The following is a 2,767-nucleotide window of genomic DNA, read 5'->3' on the forward strand; positions in this document are numbered from 1 at the left end:
AGGCTCTTTCACATTTTGCTCATCGACAAAAGGAGATTCTTGGACTTTTTGGGCATTGTGAAGAATTAAAAGCTGCCTGATTTTTCAAGGACTTATGTTAGCAAATTATTTATCTGGAAAACTATAACGGTCATAAATCAATATTCGTTATTTACCATGAAGGATATGAAGCGCATGAAGAATAAATGTATACCGGAAAATCAATCGTCATATTCTTCATGGTTTGAAGTTGGAAGTATCTTATTTATGACAGTAACACAGGACTGATTTCAATGCTTTTACTTTTCCCCCCTGTGGCAAAACCCTGTGAACCGCCGGCCGGCATTGCGCTTCTGTCATCGGCATTAAAGGAAAACGGTATTGACTGCAAATGTGTTGACGCCAATGTCGACGGCCTTTTATGGCTGATCAATTCCGTGGGCAAAGACAAGGCAACCGATTCCTGGACCCGACGGTCTTTGAAAAACCGGACAGCCATTTTAAATGACCTGGGCAGTCCTGATCTGTACACCAATTTCGACCGCTACCACCAGCGGGTCTATGACCTGAACCGGCTGGTGGCCGTATCCGTAGACCGATCAAGATTCAGGATCAGCTTAAGTGACTACTCGGACAATCAGCTTTCTTCGGTGGATTCAAAAGCCCTGCTTGACAGTGCGGCATTATATCAGGAAAATCCTTTTTATTTCTATTTTGAAGAAAAACTTCGCCCCGTGATAGACGCCTGGGATCATCCCTGGATCGGCATTTCCCTTTGCTATCTCAATCAAGCCCTGGTCAGTTTTGCCCTGGCCGGATGGATCAGGGATAACTTCCCGGGTAAAATACTTGTCATGGGCGGGGGATTGATCTCTTCCTGGATGAGCCGTCCTGATTTTAATAACCCTTTTTCAAGTTTGATTGATCACCTGGTTAAAGGGGAGGGGGAATCTCCTTTGCTTGCGCTGCTTGGAAAGCCCGGTATTGAGAAAAAACATTATGTGCCGGATTACGGGTTCGCTGACAACCATGATTATATTGCACCTGCAAAAATTCTGCCTTTCCGGGCCTCCATCGGGTGTTACTGGAGCAAATGCCGATTCTGTCCTGAAAAAGCTGAAACGCGTCCCTACTCAACCCTGCGATCCGATCAGGTGCTTGGGGATCTTGGCTTAATGGCCGAAAACCACGACCCGGATGTTGTGCACTTCATCGACAATGCCGTGACGCCTGCGTTTCTGCGGGCACTTTCCAGACAGACATGCGCTTTTAAGTGGTACGGGTTTGTCCGGTTTGAAAAGGATTTTGCAGATCCTAAGTTTTGTCTGGCCCTTAAGCAAAGCGGATGTGAGATGCTTAAACTCGGGCTTGAATCCGGGGACCAGAGGGTATTGGACAATATGAGAAAGGGCACGGATCTTAAACTAGTGTCAGCCACCCTTGCCAATCTTAAAGCCGCAGGTATTCTTACGTTTGTTTACCTGCTTTTCGGCACCCATTACGAAGATGAGGCCGCAGCCCACCGCACCCTGGATTATATCAAGGCCCATAAATCCGATATTGACTATTTGAATCTGTCTGTGTTTAATCTGCCTAAGTTCAGTGAAGATGCCCAGGGACTTGTCACCCAGGAATTTTTCCACGGAGACCTCTCTTTATATCTTAATTTTGAACACCCCCGGGGCTGGACCCGCCGTAATGTGAAATGGTTTATTAATAAAGCGTTTAAAAAACAGCTGGGTGTTGGGTCCAGGTTCAGGAAAAATCCAGCCTTTTTTTCATCCAACCATGCCATGTTTTTTAACCATAGAGAATAATTTTAAAGGGAATTGTCATGATTAATGCCCATGTTTTATCCACCGGCAATGAGGTGCTGCTTGGCGATATTGTGGACACCAACAGCGCATTTTTATGTCGGCGCCTTAAAAGTTCAGGTGTAACCGTTATAAAGACAAGTGCGGTGCCCGATGATATGACAGCCCTTGTCAGGGAGATTGAAAACATCGCGTCTGCCGTAGATGTTTGTGTGATGACAGGCGGCCTTGGACCGACTCCTGATGACTTAACGGCCGCGGCCTTGGCCAAAGCAGCCGGGGTGAAAATTGAGCTGGATACCGCAGCCTTGAACGCCATGAAAAAGTATTTTGATAAACGCGGGTTTGATCTCACACCTGCCAATGAAAAACAGGCCATGCTGCCCCAAGGCGCAAAGTTTATGGAAAATCTTCACGGAACCGCTCCGGGTTTTTCCATGACCATCAACAAGTGCCGGTTTTTCTGTATGCCTGGCGTGTCCAGGGAAATGGAGCGGATGTTTGATTTAAAGGTCAGACCCAAATTGAATGACATGACCGGGCATGCCGGTGAAATTCAAGTCATACGCCTGATGGTGTTTGGCATGCCGGAATCCAGGGCCGGGCAGGCCCTTTCAGGTTTCACTTTGCAGTTTCCCGGAATTCATCTGGGTTTCAGGATCAGATTTCCCATGATTGAGGTGAAGCTTTCCAGGCTCAAAGAGGTGGTTTCCGATTCCGAAGAGGGCCTGGGCGGTGCCAGAGAGATGAATCAGGCTAAACTATGGGTGATGGAAAAGCTTGGGCCAAAAGTCATCTCAGACCAGGGACTGACCCTGGCCCAGGAAGTGGGACGGCTTCTGACAAAGCGTGGGCAGACACTCAGTGTGGCTGAATCCTGCACAGGCGGACTTGTGGCTCATCTGATAACGGATGTGCCGGGTGCCTCTGATTATTTTCTGTTTTCAGCCACCACCTATGCCAATTCCGCCAAA

Annotated in this window: 2 protein-coding genes; both read left to right on the forward strand. The window is 47.6% G+C overall.

The window, feature by feature from the left end:
* Positions 1–272 precede the first annotated feature (272 nt).
* Entirely contained in the window at positions 273–1,796 is a 1,524-nt protein-coding gene (locus tag AB7U36_RS21930) for a B12-binding domain-containing radical SAM protein (RefSeq protein WP_428161727.1), read from the forward strand.
* A 17-nt stretch (positions 1,797–1,813) separates the two neighbouring features.
* The coding region (locus tag AB7U36_RS21935) for a molybdopterin-binding protein (protein ID WP_428161728.1) at positions 1,814–2,767 on the forward strand (954 nt) is incomplete at its 3' end.

Source organism: Desulfobacter sp. (assembly GCF_050177295.1).